We start from the raw sequence: 732 nt of genomic DNA, 5'->3' as shown, positions 1-732 counted from the left end.
GTTGATTTTGTTGGATGTGGATAATACGCTTTACACGTTGAAAGCACTTACACGTTCAAGTTTTTAGCGGATGTCACAGTCTTACATAGATAGATATTTTGTAGCAGGCACCAACGAGCAGTTGATGTTGTACAAACGTGCTGACTTAGAAAACAACGATGCTTGGTGGTACAGAGCAAAACTCAAAGGCAAAATTGGCTACATACGCAGAAGCACACGTGAAACTGAGCGTGTACTTGCTGAGCGATTTGCTGTTGAGGAATGGCACAATTTACTTGGCAAACAAAAGGCTGGATTAAAACTGACTGCTAAGTTGGTGCGAGACGTTGTGAAAGACTTTTTTGAGCAGGTGTCAGCCACAAAAACAGAACGACGAGCAAAATACCAACATCGATTGGAGGAACTGGACCAGAAGCATTGCCGTATGTAACCATCATGCCTCTTGGCATGATGCAGTCCAAAGACTGCATAAAAGTATCTTTACCAATCGAGTCATAAACCACGTTAACACCACGACCATTGGTAAGTTCACGGGTACGTTTTACAAAGTCCTCTTTGTTATACAAGATGGTGTGATCGCAACCATAAGATTTGGCTAATTTTGCTTTTTCTTCTGAACCGACTGTACCAATTACAGTCGCACCCAATAGCTTTAACCATTGCATGGCAATTAAGCCCACTCCACCAGCTGCCGCATGGAATAAAACCGTATCACCGGGCTTTACCTGATAG

The 732-nt window shown here is 42.9% G+C and carries 1 protein-coding gene; it reads right to left on the bottom strand.

Going from position 1 to position 732, the window contains the following annotated elements:
* Positions 1-308: 308 nt before the first annotated feature.
* Positions 309-732: zinc-binding dehydrogenase (locus AC1QQ2_RS14685; RefSeq protein ID WP_479713702.1), on the bottom strand; the 424-nt coding region annotated here is incomplete at its 5' end.

Source organism: Aestuarium sp. (assembly GCF_023253315.1).
In the GTDB taxonomy this organism is placed as follows: domain Bacteria; phylum Pseudomonadota; class Alphaproteobacteria; order Rhodobacterales; family Rhodobacteraceae; genus Marivivens; species Marivivens donghaensis.
The sequence above is the reverse complement of the archived record's forward strand: the minus strand, read 5'-3'. Positions and strand labels throughout refer to the sequence as shown.